The 20,105-nt window shown below is 67.1% G+C and carries 16 protein-coding genes; 7 read left to right on the forward strand and 9 right to left on the reverse strand.

Annotation, left to right across the window (positions count from 1 at the left end; genetic code table 11):
* Window positions 1-107: 107 nt before the first annotated feature.
* Window positions 108-1,007, reverse strand: a complete 900-nt coding sequence (locus HQ354_RS19270) for an ROK family protein (RefSeq protein ID WP_068420390.1) — start codon at window positions 1,005-1,007, stop codon at window positions 108-110.
* A gap of 31 nt (window positions 1,008-1,038) precedes the next feature.
* Window positions 1,039-1,824 (reverse strand): class I SAM-dependent methyltransferase, encoded by a 786-nt coding sequence (locus HQ354_RS19275; RefSeq protein WP_068420388.1) that lies wholly within the window; start codon window positions 1,822-1,824, stop codon window positions 1,039-1,041.
* 102 nt (window positions 1,825-1,926) lie between these two features.
* On the opposite strand from HQ354_RS19275, the gene HQ354_RS19280 reads away from it, so the two are divergent.
* On the forward strand, window positions 1,927-3,120 hold the full coding sequence (locus HQ354_RS19280) for a glycosyltransferase family 4 protein (RefSeq protein WP_068420900.1): 1,194 nt from the start codon (window positions 1,927-1,929) through the stop codon (window positions 3,118-3,120).
* Here the strand turns inward: HQ354_RS19280 and HQ354_RS19285 are convergent.
* Entirely contained in the window at window positions 3,102-4,796 is a 1,695-nt protein-coding gene (locus HQ354_RS19285) for a hypothetical protein (protein ID WP_222635389.1), read from the reverse strand. The two genes, HQ354_RS19280 and HQ354_RS19285, sit on opposite strands and share 19 nt — an antisense overlap.
* A gap of 25 nt (window positions 4,797-4,821) precedes the next feature.
* On the opposite strand from HQ354_RS19285, the gene HQ354_RS19290 reads away from it, so the two are divergent.
* The gene (locus tag HQ354_RS19290; RefSeq protein ID WP_068420384.1) at window positions 4,822-6,000 is read left to right on the forward strand and encodes a polysaccharide biosynthesis protein; all 1,179 of its coding nucleotides are present in this window, start codon (window positions 4,822-4,824) and stop codon (window positions 5,998-6,000) included.
* A 51-nt stretch (window positions 6,001-6,051) separates the two neighbouring features.
* Here the strand turns inward: HQ354_RS19290 and HQ354_RS19295 are convergent, their stop codons facing one another.
* Window positions 6,052-7,182, reverse strand: a complete 1,131-nt coding sequence (locus HQ354_RS19295; RefSeq protein ID WP_068420383.1) for a DUF3068 domain-containing protein — start codon at window positions 7,180-7,182, stop codon at window positions 6,052-6,054.
* A 201-nt stretch (window positions 7,183-7,383) separates the two neighbouring features.
* On the opposite strand from HQ354_RS19295, the gene HQ354_RS19300 reads away from it, so the two are divergent.
* Window positions 7,384-8,514, forward strand: a complete 1,131-nt coding sequence (locus tag HQ354_RS19300) for an acyltransferase (protein ID WP_068420382.1) — start codon at window positions 7,384-7,386, stop codon at window positions 8,512-8,514.
* Between the two features lie 21 nt (window positions 8,515-8,535).
* On the opposite strand, the gene HQ354_RS19305 is transcribed toward HQ354_RS19300, so the two are convergent.
* From HQ354_RS19305 to HQ354_RS19315, 3 genes are all read right to left on the reverse strand, one after another.
* The gene (locus tag HQ354_RS19305) at window positions 8,536-12,858 is read right to left on the reverse strand and encodes an alpha-(1->3)-arabinofuranosyltransferase (RefSeq protein ID WP_222635388.1); all 4,323 of its coding nucleotides are present in this window, start codon (window positions 12,856-12,858) and stop codon (window positions 8,536-8,538) included.
* Complete coding sequence (locus HQ354_RS19310) at window positions 12,839-13,009, reverse strand: DUF2613 domain-containing protein (RefSeq protein WP_084423591.1); 171 nt, start codon at window positions 13,007-13,009, stop codon at window positions 12,839-12,841. Before HQ354_RS19310 ends, HQ354_RS19305 begins: the two co-directional genes overlap by 20 nt.
* 119 nt (window positions 13,010-13,128) lie before the next feature.
* The gene (locus HQ354_RS19315; RefSeq protein WP_068422672.1) at window positions 13,129-13,596 is read right to left on the reverse strand and encodes a universal stress protein; all 468 of its coding nucleotides are present in this window, start codon (window positions 13,594-13,596) and stop codon (window positions 13,129-13,131) included.
* A gap of 93 nt (window positions 13,597-13,689) precedes the next feature.
* Here HQ354_RS19315 and HQ354_RS19320 point away from each other — a divergent pair, with 93 nt between their 5' ends.
* Together HQ354_RS19320 and HQ354_RS19325 are read left to right on the forward strand one after the other, a co-directional pair.
* The gene (locus HQ354_RS19320; RefSeq protein ID WP_068422982.1) at window positions 13,690-14,859 is read left to right on the forward strand and encodes a glycoside hydrolase family 3 N-terminal domain-containing protein; all 1,170 of its coding nucleotides are present in this window, start codon (window positions 13,690-13,692) and stop codon (window positions 14,857-14,859) included.
* Window positions 14,860-14,947: 88 nt separating this feature from the next.
* Entirely contained in the window at window positions 14,948-15,553 is a 606-nt protein-coding gene (locus HQ354_RS19325; protein WP_068422675.1) for a TetR/AcrR family transcriptional regulator, read from the forward strand.
* Between the two features lie 302 nt (window positions 15,554-15,855).
* Here the strand turns inward: HQ354_RS19325 and HQ354_RS19330 are convergent, their stop codons facing one another.
* A complete protein-coding gene (locus tag HQ354_RS19330) occupies window positions 15,856-16,713 on the reverse strand; it encodes a MaoC/PaaZ C-terminal domain-containing protein (protein WP_222635387.1) in 858 nt (285 codons plus the stop codon).
* Window positions 16,710-18,056 (reverse strand): 3-oxoacyl-ACP reductase, encoded by a 1,347-nt coding sequence (locus HQ354_RS19335; protein ID WP_222635386.1) that lies wholly within the window; start codon window positions 18,054-18,056, stop codon window positions 16,710-16,712. Before HQ354_RS19335 ends, HQ354_RS19330 begins: the two co-directional genes overlap by 4 nt.
* A 97-nt stretch (window positions 18,057-18,153) precedes the next feature.
* Between HQ354_RS19335 and HQ354_RS19340 the strand changes: the two genes are divergently transcribed.
* Both HQ354_RS19340 and HQ354_RS19345 read left to right on the forward strand, forming a co-directional pair.
* A complete protein-coding gene (locus HQ354_RS19340) occupies window positions 18,154-19,467 on the forward strand; it encodes an acetyl-CoA C-acetyltransferase (RefSeq protein ID WP_068422686.1) in 1,314 nt (437 codons plus the stop codon).
* Window positions 19,468-19,552: 85 nt separating this feature from the next.
* Window positions 19,553-20,032, forward strand: coding sequence for a GAF domain-containing protein (locus HQ354_RS19345; protein WP_261768932.1), 480 nt, complete (start codon window positions 19,553-19,555; stop codon window positions 20,030-20,032).
* Window positions 20,033-20,105: the final 73 nt, after the last annotated feature.

Here is a 20,105-nt window from a genome sequence, read left to right on the forward strand (position 1 = left end):
AACGACTCGCCCAAGGCAAAAGCAAACGCGACATCATCCGCTGCCTCAAACGAGCCGTCGCCCGCGAAATGTTCCAGCTACTCACACAGAAAATCAGCAGTTGACACTCATAGGAGCATCACGGGTGGCGCAGCCGCCAGAACCGCCGCGCCCGTCAGCGTCCCGGCCCCGCCGAGTTTCGCGGGCACGATGGCGAGGTCGTCGAGGAAGCGCAGTCGCGCGTGCAGTGCCGCCGACTCCTTGATCGGATCCCACAGCGGTGGCCCGGCCTGCGCGAATCCGCCCCCGATGACGACGAGGTTCACGTCCACCAGCGCCACCGCCGACGCGATGGCCTGCCCCAAGGCGACGCCCGCGCGCTGCAGCGTCGTGATCGCGACGACGTCACCGTCCCCCGCGGACCTGGCCAGCTCGGCGCCCGTCGAGCCTTCCCATCCCTGTTCCTGAGCCCAGCGCACCGCGGACGGCCCGCTGGACACCGTTTCGACGCAGCCGAGGCCGCCGCACGTGCACGGCGTCGTCGAACCGGGGACGACGATGTGGCCGATGTGGCCCGCATTTCCGCTGCGTCCGTGCACGATCTCACCGCCGAGAACAAGGCCGCCGCCGATCCCGGTGGACACGACGATGCTCAACACGTCGTCGACGCCTTGCGCAGCGCCGAACTTGTGCTCGCCGAGCGCGGCGCATCCGCCGTCCATGGCGACCGTCACCGACGCGTCGGGAAACTGCTTTTCTACCGCTTCGCCGAGGCCGAAGCCGTCCTTCCATTCCGGGATGTTGATCGGTGCGACGGATCCGGCGACGGTGTCGACAGGCCCGGAACACGCGATTCCGACGCGGTCGATGTCGCTGCCGACGGCTACCGCGTCGAGCAGCTCGGAACAGGCCTTCCAGACGTCCGTCCGGGGCGTCGGAACTTCCAGTGCTTCGCCGGGGCGCCCGTCCTCGGCGACGACCGCCGCGGTCATCTTCGTTCCTCCGATGTCCAATGCCAGCGCAGTCATCGTTCCACGGTACCGGTGCCCGCGCTCGGTTCTAGGAAGCCCGCAGGACCACGACGAGATTGCTCGCGAGTAGCTCCCGAACGAACGGGATGTCGATGAGCCACCAGGCCCACCGCGGATGGTAGCGAGGGAATGCCGCGAGTAGATCACCGTTGGAAGTGCTTCGCGCCCAACGTAATCCGTCGGCGGCACCGATGTCGAACAGGGATTCTCCGAAGAGGTTCTTCGGGTCGCGGCCGTGCTTTCGGCGGTAGCGTTCGGCGGCGTATCGACCGCCGACGTAGTGCCACGGCCGGGTCTCGTGACCGCCGAACGGGCTGAGCCAGAGCGTGTACGACAGCACCATAAGGCCACCGGGTTTGGTGACGCGGAGCATCTCCTCGGCCATCGTCCACGGTTCACGCACATGTTCGGCAACGTTCGACGAGAAACAGATGTCGACGCTGTCGTTGCGGAACGGCAGTGCCATCCCGGAACCGCGCACGCTGCCGTGCACCTGCAGTCCTGCGGCGTGCATCTCGGAGGGGTCCGGTTCGACCGGGAGGTACCGGGCGCCGCTGTCGAGGAACACCTGGGCGAAGTAGCCGGGGCCACCACCGACATCCACGACGACGCGGTCGCGCAGCTCGTCACCGGTCAGGCCGCGGTAGAGGTCGCCGATCAGCTCGACGGAGTCGCGGGCGAGTGCGCCGTAGAAGATGTCGGGAGCGGTCTGTTCGTGGCCGAAGTCCTTCAGCAGGCTCACCGATCGACGCAGTGTCGCGCGTTTCGCGAAGTAACGGGTGACCCCGGACCTGCGGCTCCTGAAGTACGACACGAGCAGAAAGAGTATGTGAAGCTGACGCGTCGAGCTTCGCTGGGCCGGACGAACCGCTAGGGTGTTTCGAGTTCGTGTTTCGTGGCCGTAATGGGGGAAGCTGTGCAAGAGGTGCTGCTGCTCTGCTGGCGAGATACCGGCCACCCGCAAGGTGGGGGCAGCGAGCGCTACCTCGAGCAGGTAGGCGCGGGTCTGGCGCGAGGCGGAGTTCGAGTGACGCTGCGGACGGCGTCGTACCCGGGGGCTCCCGCCGAGGAGATGGTCGACGGCATCCGCATCAGTCGCGGGGGTGGTCGTCTCAGCGTGTACCCGCGGGCTCTGGCTGCCATCGTCGCTGGTCGGCTCGGGTTCGGGCCTCTGCGCGGAATCCGGCCCGACGCCGTCGTCGACACCCAGAACGGCATTCCCTTCTTCTCGCGCCTCGCCGCGGCCGCCCCGGTGACGTTGCTGGTGCATCACTGCCATCGCGAGCAGTGGCCGGTAGCGGGTCCGCTGATGGCCAAGCTCGGCTGGTGGCTCGAGAGTGTCGTGTCGCCGCGGGTGCATCGACGCAATCAATATTTGACGGTGTCGCTGCCGTCGGCCGACGAGCTGGTTGCCCTCGGGGTCGATCGTGACCGCATCGCCGTCGTTCGCAACGGCGTCGACGCGCTTCCGCCCGAGGCCCCCGAGGACGTTCGATCCGCTCATCCGTCGCTGTCCGTGCTGTCGCGTCTGGTGCCGCACAAGCAGATCGAGGACGCGCTCGCCGCCGTCGCCGCCCTGCGGCCGCGTGTTCCGGACCTACATCTCGACGTCATCGGCGGCGGTTGGTGGGAAGACAACCTGCGGCAGCGCGCCACCGAACTCGGCATCGACGACGCAGTCACCTTCCACGGCCACGTCGACGAGGCTCGCAAACACGAACTCCTCGGGCAGTCGTGGGTGCATGTGATGCCGTCGCGCAAGGAGGGGTGGGGTCTCGCCGTCGTCGAAGCGGCTCAGCACGGTGTTCCGACGGTGGGATACCGCAGCTCGAAGGGCCTCACGGACTCCATCATCGACGGCGTGACGGGTTTGCTCGTCGGCTCCGACGAGGCCGAGCGTGACGTTCCTGCGTTGACCGATGCCGTGGCCGATCTTCTGCTCGACGCCGACCTGCGTGCCGATCTCGGTGAGAAGGCACGCGTCCGCGCGCGGGAGTTCTCGTGGGAACAATGCGCGCACGGCGTGCGCAACGTTCTCGAGGCGTCGACGACGGGTGCGCACGTGTCCGGGCTGGTGTCGCCCGGGCCGGCTCAGGTTTTGCGTCTGTAGACCGCGACGCTCACCCCGCCGACGAGCAGCGCGATCCACACCAGATGTGCCGCGCCGACCAACCAGTTGGCCGACGATCGAGCTCTCTCCCGTGCGTCCGGAACGCGGTACAACGCCAATTCGTCGTCCGAGTAGACGTTCTCGAGCTGGTCCAGCGTGCGCTGCGAGTCGCCGAGCTGCCCGGGCGTCGTACGTTCCACCAACACCCACGCGACACCGAGTTCTCGCACTCGTTCGACGTCGCCGCCGGCCACCAGCACGGACTCGACGCCTTCCGCGCGTGATCCTTCACCGCGGACCGTGCCGCCCGCGACGATCAGTTCGCCGGTCTGCAGCACGTCGAGCGGCAGCATGCGCGGCGCCGGATCCAGCACGGGCGCGTCGCCGCTGTACGGGAAGATACGGAACATGCCCGCGGGGAGGACGGCGACGTCGCCCGCTTCGTTCTCGAGTCGTTCGGCGACGGTGGTCCACGACGACGGATAGCGAACCGGCTCGACCTGCCCGGCGACGCCCCACACCAGGTCGGGCAGCGCGACGACGACGGCCAGCATCGCGGCGACCGCAGGCAGCCATCGATTGCGCAGTCGCACACCGACCCAGACGACCCCGGCCGCGGCCGCGAGGGCGTAGAACGGCATCGCCAACGCGACCCACTTCTGGGCGTCGCGCAGCAGTCCCGCGCCGGGGACGTTCGAGACAGCCCATTCGCCGACGCGCAGGCCTGGGCCGGTCGCGCCCAGCGTGGGGCCCAGAACTGCGACAGCCGCAACGACACCCAGCGCGAGCACGTACGGGTTGCGTCGACGCCGCCACAGCGGTGCGAGACCCAGCGCGACGACTGCCAGCAGCAACACCGTTCCGAACAGCGCGAACACGGACGTGCGAGTCGGCGGGACGGCGTCGGAGTTCCAGATGCCGCCCAGTCCGGCGAGACTGCCGATCGTGCCGAGGCCCGGTTCGGCGCGGGCTGCGAATGCTGCGACTCCGGCCGGGTCGCTGCCCTCGGTTCCACCTCCGGACACGACGGTCGCGACGAGCCACGGCAGCGAGGCCGCGACGGCCAGCACGAGCGTCACGACGGTTCGGCGGGCGCGATGCACGCCGCCTGGAGTCGCCGCGAGCACGATCGCGACCGACGCCGCGAGCAGCGCGCCCGTCGGCGTCAGTCCTGCAGCGGCGAGACAGGCTGCCAGCGAGGCCCAGCGGCCGCGTCGGCGAAGGGTCAGGGCGGCACAGACAGTCCACGGCACTGCGGCGTAGCCGACGAGCAGCGACCAATGCCCCTGCAGTAGGCGCTCGGCCACGTACGGGTTCCAGATGGCGACGGTCGACGCCGTCAGCAACGCGGGCGTCGACGCGAAGGGAAGCAGCGCCCGCACCATCTGCGCTGCACCCCACCCGGCCAGCCACAGCGCGAGCAGCAGCACGGTCTTGACGACGATTCCGCCGTCGACGACGGCCGACAGCGTCGCCACGAACGTGTCCTGCGGCACCGCTCGGGCGGCAGCGTCGGTCGTGCCGAGAGCGGCGTCGGTCAGGTACGAGCGAGGGGTGCTGACCGCGTCGCGCATCAGCAGGTAGCCCGAGCCGAGAAGGGGCCCGACGACGGCGAGCGCGAGGATCAGGCTGAACGCTGCCGGTGCGGCCGTCCGGCCGCGCTGCGTCCACGCCACTCACGGGACCCTATACCGTGTCCCCATGCCGTCCCGCACCGTCAGCACCTCGGCGGTCGCCGGGATGTCGATGGTCACGGCCGGGTCGATGGCGGCCAACGCCGCGTCGTACCTGCTTCACCTGCCTGCCAGCCGTTTCCTCGGCCTCGCCGGCTACGCCGAGTTCGCAAGCCTGCTCGCCGCGCAGTTGGTTCTCGCGGTGCCTGCGCTCGCGCTGCAGTCCGTCGTCGCGCGTGATGTCGTGCGGGGGCGGAACAGCGGTGAGCTGCGGTCGCTCGGATATCGGTCCGCTGCCGTCGTCGCGGTCCTGGCGTTGGTCGCGTCGCCGGTCGTCGCCTGGGCGCTGCAGACGGGCGTGCTGGCGACGGTGTCGGCGTTGGTCGTCGCGCCCGTGCTGGTCGTGTTGGCGACGGAACAGGGGTTGCTGCAAGGTTCTGCGCGTTTCGGGACGTTGAGCATCGTGTTGGCTGCCGCGGGTCTCGGCAAGGTCGTGCCCGCGGTCGTCGTACTGGCGTTCGGAGGTGGGCCGGGCATCGTCCTGGCGGCCAGTGCGGCCGGAACGTCGATCGTGGCCGTCGGCGCTCGGCTTGCGACTCGAACGACGACTGGGCCGTCGACATCCCGGCTCAGTGTCGTCGAGGTGCTCGCCGCATCTCAGGTGCAACTGGCGTTGATCCTGCTGTCCTCGGTCGATCTCGTGCTCGTGAAGGCGTTGCTCGACGACGATCAGGCCGGTCTCTACGCACTCGGTGCGGTCGCGACGAAGGCCGCGTTCTGGCTGCCTCAAGCCGTCGGCGTCGTGCTGTATCCGAGAATGGCGAACCCGAAGCAGTCCGCGTCGGCGCTTCGATCCGCGCTTGCGGTCGTCGCCGGAATCGGGGCCGTGCTGGTCGTGGGGTGTGCCGTCGCGTCGCCTCTGTTGCCGCTCCTCGTCGGCGACGCGTATGCACCGGTCAAGGGGTACGTGTGGATCTTCGCGCTGCAGGGAGCGTGCCTCGCGGTGTTGCAGAGCGGATTGCTGTGGGCTATCGCGGGCAACAGAACTCGCCTGGCGGCCGTCGCCTGGGTCGGCCTCGTCGTCGAGGTGGTGCTTCTGGCGACGGTGGCGTCGACGGTGGTCCAGTTCGTCACCGTGGCGGCGTCCGTCGCTGCGGTCTGTGCGGCGGTGATGAGTGCGGTCGCGATAGGCGCGTCGCGCCCGTGAGTGGGAATGTATAGCGGGCTGTACATTCCCACTCACGGGTGACGAAGTCGCCTACTCCTTCGACAGATTCGTACGGGGGATTTCCTCGGTCCGGTCCGTCGTCCAGTCGCGGCCGACGGGCTCGGTGCGCGGGGCGTAGCCGCCGTCGTCGGTGCGCTGCGGTCCGCCGGTGCGTGCAGGCTGACGCGGGCCGCGGCCGCCGCGCAGGCCGAGCAGGATGCCTGCGATCAGTGAGATGACTCCGAGAATGCCCGCGATGATCGGGAGCGTGCGGCCGAACAGCGACAGCTTGTCCTGACCGTCCTTGGCTTGCTGGATCTGGTACTCGACGGTGTTCTCGTCGAACGCGATCGGGGCGTTCAGGACGTCGACCTCGGGCTGGCCCGCGGTGCGCGAGTAGTACTGGTGGACCTGCTCTTCGCCCTTGACGATGACGCCGGTCTCCGGCTCGACCCACACCGTGCGCGTGTTCTCGTACCAGCGCGTCATCGTGACCGGAGCCTCGCCGCCCTCGACGCCCCACGTCGCGGCAGGCAGCGTGACCTTGTTGGTCGGGGTGTTGACGACCGTCGACAGATCGACCGGTCCGACGTCCTGCTGGTACTTGTAGACCTTGGTGCCGTTGATCTCGGTCTCTTCGACGAAATCGATGTCCTTCGACGCGCGAGCGTTGATGTCGAAGAACGGGTAGCTCTTCTGCTCGGCGTTGAACGGGAACTTGTACTGAAGGCCCGTGTGCTGCACTTCCTCGGCGGGCTTGTCACCCTGCACCTGGATGCTGCCGATCGGATCGTCGACGGGCATCGAGCTGACGCGGTCGACGGTGACGCGGTCGACGGTCGCGGTCAGCAGGCCGGTGTCGCCCTGCTTGTCACTGCGGCGCAACGTCTGTCCGGCCTGCAGCGTCATGTCCGTTGCGCCCGACGGCTCCTCGACGGTGACGAAACGCTGCGACACGAGCGGAACGTTCTGGTCGACCTGTGCGCGACCCGCGGTGAGCGATGCGGCGTTGAGCACGCTGCCCGTTCCGGTCGACACCGTCGTGACCTCGAGGTCCAGTGGCGTCTTCTCGAGGCGCGACACCGTGTAGGTCGGTATCAGAATCGCGGCGATCACGAGGAATGCACCCAGGCCAACGAGAACGAGGGCAACAATCCGGCTCGGCCCTGAGCGCTCCGCCATGTGACAGTCTCCTTAGTCTTATTTCCCGGCGTGCCGCTGCTTCCACCCCCGTCAGCTCGGGTAACGCCCGCGTCCCCGACCTGGAGTGTCCGATTGGTATCGCCACGTCGCAGGTGACAGTAACAGTGATCACGCGTCGCAGTCGCGGGCACGCCCGATCATGGTCAACTTTCACGAACGTAAGTGCTTGACTGGTCGACGATGAGTACACCGACTGTCTCCGTTCCGCGCGAAGTCGTTCCGTTGCGCGGGTTCATCCCCTCGCTGGAGGGGATGCGCGCCTTCGCGTCCATCGGGATCATCGTCACGCACGTCGCGTTCCAGACCGGTGCCGCGAACTCGGCCGTCCTGGGCCGCATCTGGGGACGATTCGATCTCGCCGTCGCGTTGTTCTTCGCGCTGTCGGGCTTTCTGCTGTGGCGGCCGCATGCGGCTCACGCACGGGGCCTCGGCCAGGCCCAACCCATCCTGCGGTACTTCTGGTCGAGGGCGGTCCGCATTCTGCCCGCGTACTGGGTCGTCGTGACGCTGGTGCTGTTGTTCCTGCCGAACACGGGAAGCAGTTGGCGGGTGTGGGCGGCGAATCTGTCTCTGACACAGGTGTTCGTGCCGTTGACGCTCACCGAGGGCATGACTCAGATGTGGAGTCTGTCGGTCGAGGTGGCGTTCTACCTGGTGCTGCCGCTCATCGCCGTGTCGATGCTCGGACTGCGTGGTGATCGAGCACGATTCCGACGGCCGGTGCTGTTCGTCGTCGCTCTCGCGAGTCTGAGTTGGGCGTTCATCCCGGTGTCGACGCCCGACGCCATCCACCACGACAACTGGCTACCCGGCTACTTCGCCTGGTTCGCGGCGGGCATGCTGCTGGCCGAGTATTCGACGAGTTCCAGGACGTGGATGCATCGCGTCATGGGGCACAGGGTGTTTGCCGCGTCCATCGCGGTGGTGGCGTTCGCCCTGTCGGCGACGCCTCTCGCCGGGCCGGAAGGATTGGTGCGTCCCGAGCCGTGGCAGTTCGCGGTCAAGGTGACGCTGGGCGCGATCCTCGCGTTCGCGATGTTGTCGCCGCTCGTCCTTGCCGACGAAGGTCGGAAGCACCGCGTGCTGGAACATCCGGTGACGCTCGCGCTCGGCCGTTGGTCCTACGGCATCTTCATCTGGCATCTCGTCGTGCTGGCGATGGTCTTCCCGGTGTTCGGTCTCATCCCGTTCTCCGGCCATTTCCTGTTGGTGTTGGTCGTGACCGTCGGCCTGTCGATTCCGGTCGCCGCGGCGAGCTACGCCTTGATCGAGGAGCCGGCGAGGCGGGCGCTGCGCACCCGTGCGCGGTAAGTCGGTCCATGGAGCAACTTTTCACGCACGGGTGCGAAGCGCACTCACCGCCAAAGCCGCGATGCCGACGAGTGCGGAGAACTGCACGAGATACGAATGCCCGACGTAGCCGTCCGCGTCGCGCCACGGCCCCTTGGACAGCAGACCCATCGAGAGCAGGGTGCCGACGCCTGCAGTGGCGACGAGCGTCGTCGCGGCGATGTCCGGTCCGTAGCGTCGGCCCAGCCACCAGCCGAGTGCACCGACAGCCGCCGTCGTGACGACCCCGGCGATACCCGCGACGACCGCTGCTGCGACGAGTAGGAACGTCCAGGCGAGTATCGGACTGCGCCAGGGCGCCGGGGCGGGTGCGTCGGTCTCTCGGCTCCGAAGGAAAGCGAAGAACGTCAACGGGATCAGCAGCAACAGGCCGCCGAAGATGCCGAGGCGGTACCACGTGTCCGACGGGTAATCGAGCGTCACCGCAGTGACTCCTGCGGGAACGGTCCAGCCCTGCTGCCACCCGTTCACGACGACGGGTTCGAGTACGGTGCCGTCGGGAGTCGTTGCGCGCCAACCGATGTTGCTGCTCTCGGGGACGACGAGGAGCTGATCGGTCGTCGAGTCGCTCAGCTGGATCTCACGGTGGTTCTCTTCCCACGCCGACGTCGCCACCTGGCGGGGGGTGTTCGCCTGCGTGGTCTCGGCAGCAGTGGAGCCTGCGGAACGATCGGTTGCAGATGCAGGAACGGGCATGGTGCGCAGGCGCATTCCGTCGACGACGAACGCCGCACCCGGATCGACGACGACGTCCTGTCGACCTTCCGGCAGCGGGGTCGGGTTGAGCCTGTCGTTCGGGACCGGGAACACACCCTCGCACATCGTCGCCTGCAGCGGTGCACCGGAACGGAATTGTTCTGCCGTCGCGGTCACCGACGCGCGGGTGGTCTGCCCGGCAATCGACACGATCGGTCCGACGTCGCATCCGACGGTGATCTCGCGGTCCTCGTTCGCGGGAGCGAACTCATCGGCAGCTGTGCCGACTTCCTGTCCACCGGACAGGACCGTCACCTCGGCGAGACCCGGCGGCTGCGGGACGATGAAGCCGAGTGAGTTCCGGTCCCATACGTCGTCCCAGTCGACGATCGACAGCACGATACGGTCGGTCACCCGTGGCTGGAGGTCGACGGTCGTGGTCCCGTCCGTGTCCACGTCCCGAACCTGCGGTCCGGCACCGAGATTCACGGCCACGCGCGTCGGGTGCGCGGGTAGGGTGCCGACGCTCGGCGTCAGGGTGAGACCGTCGACGAGGGTCGGCTCGGGCAGATCTATCGTCAGGGTCGGTTGAGTTCCCGCTCGCTTCTCGACGCTCTTCTGCGGTGCCGTCCACGACGTGCGGTCGTCGCCGTCGGTGGCCGCGAACGCCGAGCCGTGCAGATCGCCGACGTCCGACGCGCCACTCGTCGTAGGCCGATCGGGTTGAGACAGAAGCGCTTCCAGCTCGGGGCTCTGTCGAGTGCGCAGCGTCAGTTCCGGCAACACCGCAGTTCCGATGGGAACCGACAACGTTCGCGAGAACCTGCCCAGTTCCTCGGGTTGCTGCGACAGGCCGCTGCTGCAGCGGATGCGATCGGCGGTGTCGAGGCATCCAGGGCGACCGGGGAATTCCTGGCCGAGGTCCCACTCCTTCACGCGCGCACCGTCGGTCACGGGAGGGAGTACCGCACGGTGAACGATCGACACCTGTTGCGGCGCATCGCGATCGGAGTAGTCGTCGACGGACAGCTCGCTGATGCCGAACTGGCTTCCTCGGGTGCCGTCGACTGTCGATTTCGCAGTGATTCGCACCCAGGGCGTGGAGCCACCGGGAAGCGACACCGTCAACGGGTCACCCGGCCTGTCGACGCGGGCCGCGGTGCTGCCGTTCGGTGTGGTGATTTCGAGCCACTTCACGGGGTCGCCGATGGTGCCGGGACTCGTGCGCAGATGGAGCAGTCCACCGCGTATCGGAGTGTCGAAGTCGACCTGAAGCCACTGTCCCACAGCGCTTTCGATGCCGTTGGACACCCAGGCCGTCGCGAGGTCGCCGTCGACGACTGCCGCGACGCCACTGCCGGGCTTCGTGCCACCGATCTGCGTCGAATCCGAGGCGGAGCTCGACGCGGTGATGGTCGCGCCCTCCCATTCCGCGTTCACCGTGTCGGCGCCGTCGACCGGATAGTCGGGCACTTCGTTGAGCGACCGTCGCGGTTCGTCGATCGAACGCAGCGCGGAACTGTGGTCGTCGACCTGGCCGAAATCCGTTTCCCGATTCATCGGGGTGTCCGTCACGGTGACCGTGTCGACGTCCATGCCCGCGGCGGCCGCGTCGGATGCGAGGATGACGGGACCGGCAGGGACCGCGTCCGGAGCGCCGGAGTTACGCCGAGTGTTCAAGCGCTGCACCGATTCCGGGCCACCCTGCACGAACGGCACGCGATCCAGGTCGACGGCGTAGGGGCCGGACACCCCTGCCGTCGACTCGACTTCGTAGATCTCGATTGCCGGGTACGGGGGCCGTAGATCGCCGTCGACGGTGACGCCCTCCACCGTGCCGGGGGCGATCTCGTCACCGAACTCGGCGACGCGCGTCAGTCCCGGGGATCCGTCGAGTGCCGCATGCACCTGCACGGGACGGGTGGAACGAGAGGTCTCCGGTTCCAGATCGTTCCGCACGACGACGTAGCGAATTCCCTGGCCGCGCAACGTGTCCGCGAGACCCGCCGACGGGGAACCGTCGGCGATGAGGCGTTGGACGGAGTCGAGCGCGCGAATCGCGCCGGGAGGGGTGAGCGGCACCGAATCACGCACGGCCCAGGGCGTCGTCGCCAATGCTTGAAGCGGTTCGTCGCGGGTCAGGCCCCACGTCTGCAGGGCGAAGGGTGCGCCGGGGACGACGAGGGCGCGGTCGGCGTCGGAGCCGTCGGGACTCGTTCCCGACGCGTTCTCGGTGAGCCAGTCGGCCGCATCGTGCCAGTACTGCGGAATGGATTGATAGGCACCGCGAGGGGCGAGCTTGCCGGTCCAGGCGAGTGACGTCGAGAACGTCAGAGCGACGAGGACGAGCCCGGCGACGGCGACCATCTTGTCGCGTTCGGGGTGTGCGATCGCTGTGGTCCACGTCCGGAACGGCGCGGAGCCGGGCAGCGGAACACGTGCCAGGAGGTGAGCGAGCCCGAGTACCAACGGGATTCGAACGACCGGCTCGAGCTTGTGCACGTTGCGCAGGGGAGCGCCTGCCGTGTCGAGGAAGAGTCGGACGGAGTCCGCGATCGGCGAGCTCAGGTCACCGACGTAGCCCGCGGTCAGTCCGACGATACCGACGAACAGCAGAACGGTGAGGCGTCCCCGGGCAGGCATGGACCGCATCGCGAGGCCGATGACGCCTGCCGCTGCGACGACACCCGTCGCGACGACGGCCGCCGGCTGAGTGACCAGCACTGCGCCGGCCACGCGCTCGGGGGAGACGAACGGCGTCCAACTGCTCGTGCCGCGCAGAATTTCGGCGAGCGACGCCCATTGCGTCGTGGTGCCGGATGATTCGATGTAGTCGAGGAACGGCGGGCTGACGCTGCCCAGTAGCAGCAGCGGGACGATCCACCACAGTGTCGCGAAGACGAGGAAGCCTGCCCACCACGCGCAGAACCGGATCCAGCGACTGTTCGGTCGGTGGCACAGTACCCAGACGACGCCGACGAGGCACGCGGCCGCCGTCGCAACGGCATTGACGGCACCCATGAGCGCGACGGCGACGGCCGACTGCGCGGCGAGCTTGCGGAGTGCAGGCGACCTGTCGGAACCCGGACGGAACGCCCACACGATCGGAACAAGCACCCACGGCGCGAGCATCATCGGCATCGTCTCCGACGAGATCGACGCCAGAGTCGTGATCACGCGCGGCGACAGAACGAATGCGAACGCCGCGACGATGCGCGAGCTGCGGCTTCCGACACCGATCGCCTCGGCAAGTCGAACGATTCCCCAGAAACCCGCGATCAGCAGCAGTGCCCACCAGATGCGCTGTGTGACCCACGGCGGAATCGACAGAACATCACCGAGCGCGAAGAACGCTCCGTGCGGAAAGAAGTAGCCGTACGCCTGATTCTGAACCTGACCGAGCGGCGCCTGCGACGTCCATTGATGCGCAGCGCGCGCGAGGAAGCCCAGCGGGTTCTGGGTCAGGTCGTATTTGGTGTCCGCAACGGTGAAGCCGGGAACCTGGAGAAAGGTGAGAAGGAAAGCGAGGGCGGAGACGCCGAGCAGCCACCGTCGACCGAGTGGTTCGGAAGAGATCGAAGCAGGAGCGTCAGCGGCTGCCGTACTCAACCTGGTTCAGCAGCGAGGAGTCGGCATTTCCGGAACGATCGATGTCGGGACGGGTGTTGTCCGACGCCGCCGCAGTCACTCCGAACACGACACCGGCGCCCAGCACCGCGCCGACCACCGCAGCAACAACTCCCGGGACAGCGAACTTCATCTCGGTTCTCCACTTTCGTCGACAGGCGCCGGGGACAAACGATCGCGCGCGGCTCACGGTATCACCCGAACGCGTGGACGCCCGGGTGCACGCGCGGTTCAGGCGACCGCGAACCTGCGTTACTTGCCCGGAGGGACGATCAACACCGGTCGATGACTGTGGCGCAGCACATGATCGGCGACGGAACTCTGGAGCAACGAACGGAGCCCCGTCGTGCCGCGAGTGCCGGTGACGATGATGTCGGCGTCGACGTCGTCGGCCTTCTCGACGATGGCGCTCCAGATCGCCGTCGTGCATTCGGCGCAGCTGCCCTCGACTTCCAGACCCGCTCGTTCTGCGAGTGCGACGCCTTCGTTGTTGGTCACCTTCGCGTCGGTCAGCGCGACGTCCTCGGCCTGGTCGTCGGGAACCCATTCGGGCTGCATGACGCCCGAGAGTCCCGACATGCGCGCGGCTTGGCGCACCATCGGCTCCCATGCGGTGACGACGACAGCCCGCCGCGTCGTCAGAAAGCGGCCTGCGTACTCGATGGCGCGTTTGGCGTTGTCGGAGCCGTCGTAGGCGATGAGGATCAGGTCCGAAGGCATCGAATTTCCCTTCTGATGTCGCTTTTGTCCAAGGTTATCTCGTTCGGACGCGGGATCGCGTGGGTACGGTCCGCTCCGCTACGGTCGAATGTCATGAGGAAGTTCCGTTCGCCCGTGCCCGTCCTCGCCGTGGTGCTCGGGGTCGGTGTCGTCACCGGATGCAGTAGTCAGAGCTCCGAGTCGGCGCCGATTGCCACGTCCTCGCCCGTCCCCGTCGCCGAACCGACCGGTACGACAAGCGAAGTCGTTCCGCCGCCGGTCGACGCGTGTGCGACGTTCGTCGGAACCCTCACCGAACGCCAGCGTCTCGCGCAGCTGTTGACGGTCGGCGTCACCGGAACTGCCGACGCCGTCGACATCATGTCCCGTGAGCAGGTCGGCGGAATCTTCATCGGCAGTTGGACCGATTCGTCGACGCTCGCCTACGGCCAAGTACCCGAGATTGACGCGGCGGCCGCGGTTCCCCCGATGGTGACGATCGACGAAGAGGGCGGCAGGGTCTCACGCGTCGAAGATCTGTTGGGTCCCGATCCGTCGGCGCGCGAAACAGCCCGGACGATGACGCCGGATCAGACATATCAGATGGCCCTCGAACGCGGCACCGAGCTGAAAGAGCTCGGCATCACCGTCGATTTCGCTCCCGTCGTCGACGTCAGTGGCCAGCCCGACGATTCGGTCATCGGTGACCGTTCGTACTCCGAGGATCCCCAGGAGGTCATCGCCTACGCCGGGGCGTACGCCCAGGGATTGCGCGACGCGGGAGTTCAGCCCGTCATCAAGCACTTTCCCGGCCACGGCTCCGGCTCCGGCGATTCGCACACCGGTGCTGTGACGACGCCTCCGCTCGAACAGCTGCGTCAGTCCGATCTGCTTCCCTATCAGGCTCTCTCCCAGACAGGTGTCGGAATCATGGTCGGGCACCTCGACGTTCCCGGTCTGACCGATCCCGGATACCCGGCCAGCATCAGCCCCGCCGCGATGAAGTTGCTGCGCGACGGCGTCGGATACGGTGCTGCACCGTTCACCGGGCCGATCTTCACCGACGACCTCAGCGGAATGGCCGCGATCACGGATCGGCTGGGCATCGTCGCAGCCGTCGAGTCCGCCTTGGTCGCGGGCGCCGACGTGGCGTTGTGGCTGACGACCGACGACGTGCCCGCAGTGCTCGACAACCTCGAGGAAGCCGTCGCGACGGGGCGTCTGCCTGCAGCGCAGGTCGATCGGTCGGCTGCCACTGTGGCCCAGTTCAAGGGTGCCTGCTAGATTTCACGGGCTCTTCGAACGCTCGTAGTGACGTAGGCCTCCTTACCGTGGAGTAAGGTTATGTGTTCGACGTTGTTTGGGAGGACACATGGCTGGCGGCTCCAAGCGATTGCCCCGCGCCGTCCGGGAGCAGCAGATGCTCGACGCGGCGGTCGATGTGTTCTCCGACAACGGTTTTCACGAGACCTCGATGGATGCGATCGCCAAGAAGGCGTCGATTTCCAAGCCGATGCTGTACCTGTACTACGGATCCAAGGACGAACTGTTCGCCGCGTGCATCAACCGGGAGGGCGTCAAGTTCGTCGAGGCACTCACCCCTGCCGCCGACCCGACGCTCACTCCGCGCGAGCAGCTACGACGCGCACTCCTCGGCTTCCTCGGCTTCGTCGGCGAACACCGAAAGTCCTGGATGGTGCTGTACCGGCAGGCCATCGGACAGTCGGCCTTCGCGTCGCAGGTGCAGAGCAGTCGTGATCGGCTCATCGAACTGACCGCCGGACTGCTCGAGATGAGCACGAAGGACCCGGAGCCGGGCCAGAATTTCGGCCTCATGGCTGTCGCCCTCGTCGGGGCGGGTGAAGCTGTCGCGGACCGCGTCGCCGGTGGCGAAATCGAGGTCGACGCGGCCGCGGACCTGCTCGAAAACCTCGCCTGGCGTGGTCTGGCGGGTAAGAAAACTGCGCACCTGGGGTAATGGGCTTTGGTAGGCCCGGCCGGGGGTCGGTCCCGCCCCGGGGGTTCGGACTTGCGCCCGGGGTTCGGACCGAATGTGGCTTTCGGGTCACTCTGAGTGACTCAGGGGCGCCCTCGCTCTGGTGGCCCCGGCTGGGGGGTTCGGAGCGAATGGAGCTTTCGGGTCACTCTGAGTGACCGAGGGGCGCCTTCGCTCCGGTGGGCCCGCCCGGAGTGACCGAATGTGACATTCGGTCACTCCGGGGACCCAGAACTCCGGGGACCCAGACCACCGGACCAAACCACCGCACTCGGGCCGGGCACCTACCTCAATGTGGCGGTCAGGTGCGGGTAACCCTTTTTCGGGTGCTTGAGGGACAGATCCCAGCCGGACTCGACGGGTTCGGCATAGAGGTTGACCGTCGCGGGCAGGATGATCGGCTTGCCGAAGCGGACGTTGTACGTGACGCGCGAGGGCACGCGACCCTCGACGACGCCCAGTACCGCTGCGGCACTCCACATTCCGTGCGCGATGGTGCGCGGAAAGCCGAAAGCCTTGGCCCCCAACGCCGACACGTGGATCGGGTTCCGATCGCCGGAGATCGACGCGTACTTGCTGATCGTCTTCTGGTCGACTCGCAGGGTGCGGGTCGGCGGCGGTGGCACTTCGTCGGCGGGCGGTGCTTCACGTGGACCACCCGACAGCGAGGTCTTCTGCAGGCTGAGGAAGCTGGAGGTCTGCTTCCAGACCAGTTCGCGCCCGACGCTGACTTCGCTGACGAGATCGACCAACAAGCCCTTGCGGTGTTCGCGCAGGTTCTCGGCGTGCACACGCACGTCCAGCGGCTCCGACGACGAGATGTCTCGGAACTGTTCGATGACGTTCTCGGCGTGTACCGATCCGATGGCCGCGAACGGAAACGCCTTCGACACCATCAGTTTCATGACCGTCGGGAAGACCAGCGTGAACGGGTAGGTGATCGGCAGGGTGTCGCCGAATCGCAGACCCGTCGCACGGCAGTATCCCGCGAGATTGTCCGGATCGACGCGCAGGCCGTTCAGTTCGAAGGTGGTGTCGGGCACCGAGTTCGACTTCGATCCGAGGAACGGCAGAGCACCCAGTGCCGCCGATGCGTAGATGTCGGACGTCTTCGGCTGCTCGTCGAGCTTGACGACGCTCATGCGCCGAGGAGGCTCTGGCCGCAGACGCGGACGATCTGTCCGGTGACGGCGTTGGACGCGGGAGAGGCGAAGTACGCCACCGTTTCTGCGACGTCGACGGTCTGGCCGCCCTGCAGCAGCGAGCTCATGCGTCGGCCTGCTTCGCGCGTCGCGAACGGAATGGCGGCCGTCATCGCGGTTTCGATGAAGCCGGGGGCGACGGCGTTGATGGTGATGTTCTTCTGCGCGAGCACCGGCGCCGACGCGTGCACGAGGCCGATGACACCCGCCTTCGACGTTCCGTAGTTGGTCTGGCCGCGGTTGCCCGCGATACCTGCAATAGAGGAGACGTCGACGACGCGGCCGCCTTCCTTCAGCGCCCCGGTCTTGACCAGGTGGTCGGTGATGCGTTGTGGCGCAAGCAGATTGACGCCGATAACGGAGTTCCAGCGACTCTCGTCCATGTTGGCGAGTGTCTTGTCGCGGGTGATGCCTGCGTTGTGGACGATGATGTCGGCGCCGCCGTGACGCTCGAGCAGGTGCTTCGACAGCACCTGGCCCGCGTCGTCCGCAGTGACGTCCAGCGCGAGAGACGTGCCGCCGACCTTGTTGGCGGTCTCGGACAGCGCTTCACCTGCAGCCGGGATGTCTGCGGCGACGACGGTGGCGCCGTCGCGTGCAAGTACTTCGGCGATCGTTGCGCCGATGCCGCGGGCAGCGCCGGTCACGACGGCGACCTTGCCTGCGAGCGGCTTGTCCCACGATGCGGGAGCTTCGGAGTCCTGATCGCCGACGGCGATGACCTGGCCGTCGACGAACGCCGACTTGGCCGACAGCAGGAACCGCAGCGTCGATTCGAGTCCGGACAGCCCGGTCGACGCCTTCGGGGAGATGTAGACGAGCTGCGCCGTCGCACCCCGCTTGACCTCTTTGCCGACGCTTCGGGTGAAGCCTTCGAGGGCGCGCTGCGCGATGTGCTCGTCGACGCTGGCTGTCTCCTCGGGCGTCGTACCGATGACGACGACGCGCGCCGACGGCGCGAGATTGCGGATGACCGGCTGGAAGAACTGGAACAGCTGCTCGAGTTCGGAGACCTGACCGATGCCGGTGGCGTCGAACACGAGTGCGCCGTACTTCTCGTCGTGCGGCTGGGCCTGGGGGTAGTCGGACAGCAGGGTGCGCAGCGGTTCCACGAGTCGGCCGTTTCCGCCGATCAGTACGGGTCCTGCCAGCGGCGGTTCGCCTGCCTTGTAGCGCCGCAGCTTCTCGGGCTGCGGCAGTCCTGCCTGCTTGGCGATGAACGCGCCCGGCGCGGACGCCAGGAACGTGGAGTAAAGGTCTGGGGCTCCCTTGGTGGCTGCCATGTCCTACCTTTCATTCGGCGCCGCGAAGCGCTCGACCGGGTGTCGACAACCAACTTACTCGTCAGTAAGATGAAACTCCACCAGGGCTATTTCAGCGATGTTGGGAGACGCAGTGACAAGCAAGCAGCTACGACCGGTCGCAATTGTCGGTGGCAACCGCATCCCGTTCGCGCGCTCGGACAAGAAGTACGCACAGGCCTCGAACCAGGATATGCTCACCGCCACGCTCGATGGGCTCGTCAGCCGATTCGGCCTGCAAGGGGAGCGTCTCGGACTCGTCGTCGCAGGCGCGGTGTTGAAGCACAGCCGCGACTTCAACCTCACTCGTGAGTCCGTTCTCGGAAGCGCTCTGAGCCCGTACACCCCGGCCTACGACCTGCAGCAGGCGTGCGGCACCGGTCTGCAGTCGGTCATCGCGGTCGGCGACGCCATTGCCTCGGGCCGCATCGATGCGGGCATCGGCGGCGGCGTCGACACCACGTCGGACGCGCCGATCGGCGTCAACGACGAGCTCCGCGAATTTCTGCTGTCGCTCAACCGCGCGAAGTCGACGACCGATCGCATCAAGCTGCTCGGCAACGTCCGCCCGTCGATGCTCGGCATCGAGATTCCGCGCAACGGCGAGCCGCGCACCGGCCTGTCCATGGGTGAGCACGCCGCGATCACCGCCAAAGAATTCGGTGTTCGACGCGAGGACCAGGACGAACTCGCCGCCGCCAGCCACAAGAACATGGCCGCCGCGTACGACCGCGGTTTCTTCGACGACTTGGTGACGCCATTCCTCGGCCTCACCCGCGACGACAACCTGCGCCCCGGATCGACCGTCGAGAAACTGTCGACGCTCAAGCCCGTGTTCGGAAACAAGCTGGGCGACGCCACCATGACGGCCGGTAACTCGACGCCTCTCACCGATGGTGCGTCGGCCGCGTTGCTGTCGACCGACGAGTGGGCGGCCGAGCGGAACCTGCCCGTGCTTGCGCACCTCGTCGATTCCGAGACCGCAGCCGTCGATTACATCCACGGCAACAGCTCGTTCAAGGACGGCCTGTTGATGGCGCCGACCTACGCTATTCCGCGTCTGCTCGCTCGTAACGGCCTGACGCTGCAGGACTTCGACTACTACGAGATCCATGAAGCGTTCGCGTCGGTCGTGCTCGCCACGTTGCAGGCGTTCGAGAGCGACGAGTACTGCAAGGAGCGTCTCGGACTCGATTCGGCGCTCGGGTCGATCGACCGCAGCAAGCTCAATGTCAACGGATCCTCGCTCGCTGCAGGGCACCCGTTCGCCGCGACCGGTGGTCGCATCGTCGCATCGCTGGCCAAGATGCTCGCCGAGAAGGGTTCGGGCCGTGGCCTGATCTCGATCTGTGCAGCCGGTGGTCAGGGTGTGACCGCCATCATCGAGCGCTGAGTCAGCGCACCTATACGGGGGCCGACGGTCGGCAAGTGAGGCCGGCGGAGCGATCCGGTCGGCAGATCCGTCAAACGAGGGGTTTATGGATCTGCCGACCGTGAGATCGGACGCCGACAGGTACGTCTATCGCGCCCCGATGCGGGGTGCCGTCGATCGTGCACTCGAGCTGGGCGTGGTCGGAGTCGGTGGTCGATTGGATGCGGTTCCCGTCGATTTCGCCGACGCGGTCGCGCGGACGGATCGGCTGTACGACGAGCGCACGGCGCGTCGGCTGGAGCGGTTCGCCGCTGTTCCCGACCTGTCGTTCGTCTGGACTCGCTCCGCTGACGGAGACTATTTCCTCGGGCAGATCGACGGGCCCTGGCGGTACGACGCCTCGGCCTCGGACGTGGATTTGGTGAATGTGCGGCCGTGCCGTTGGGTGACTGTGCCCGAACATCGCGTTCCGGCGGCCACTGTGCGCACTTTCGCCCGTGGCGGCCGCAACTTTCAGCAGACACATGATGCGAATGTCGGCAGGCTCAGCGCGGAGATCTGGACAGTTACTCATTCGAACGAATGAATCTCGAGAGACAGTCCAACGTCCGTTGTAACGCATCACAAAGACCGGCGATACTGGGAGTGGCTCCGCACTG

The sequence above is a fragment of the Rhodococcus sp. BP-261 genome, assembly GCF_019835205.1.
In the GTDB taxonomy this organism is placed as follows: domain Bacteria; phylum Actinomycetota; class Actinomycetes; order Mycobacteriales; family Mycobacteriaceae; genus Rhodococcoides; species Rhodococcoides kyotonensis_B.